Here is a 641-nt window from a genome sequence, read left to right on the forward strand (position 1 = left end):
GCCGCCGGCACCGCCTACGCCACCCACGGCGAACCCCTCGTGCCGATCTACGTGTTCTACTCCATGTTCGGCTTCCAACGCACCGGCGACGCCTTCTGGGCCGCCGCGGACCAAATGACCCGCGGCTTCATCATCGGCGCCACCGCAGGCCGGACCACCCTCACTGGCGAAGGACTCCAACACGCCGACGGACACTCCCCCATCCTGGCCTCCACCAACCCCGCCGTGCTCACCTACGACCCCGCCTACGGCTACGAAATCGGCCACATCATCCGCGACGGACTCGAACGCATGTACGGGAAACACTCCGACGGCGGCCCGGCTGGCTCGGACGGGGACCGGAACCTCATGTACTACCTCACGGTCTACAACGAACCGATCAGCCAGCCCGCGGAACCGGAGAACCTCGATGTCAACGGTGTTTTGAAGGGCATCTACCGGCTATCGGAGTCAAGCACTGAAGGCCCCAAGGCCCAGATCCTGGCCTCCGGCGTCTCGGTCCCCTGGGCCCTGGAAGCCCAGAAAGTCCTCGCCCAGGACTGGGGAGTCTCCGCCGACGTCTGGTCCGTGACCTCCTGGAACGAACTCCGACGCGACGGACTCGCCGCCGAAGAACACGCCTTCCTGAACCCCGGCGAAGA

At 66.0% G+C, this 641-nt stretch carries 1 protein-coding gene; it reads left to right on the forward strand.

Annotated elements, in window-relative coordinates; genetic code table 11:
* On the forward strand, window positions 1-641 hold a 641-nt coding region (locus AB4Z38_RS25735), incomplete at both ends, for a transketolase-like TK C-terminal-containing protein (RefSeq protein WP_441432340.1).

It is taken from the genome of Arthrobacter sp. 2RAF6, assembly GCF_052115205.1.
GTDB lineage: Bacteria > Actinomycetota > Actinomycetes > Actinomycetales > Micrococcaceae > Arthrobacter.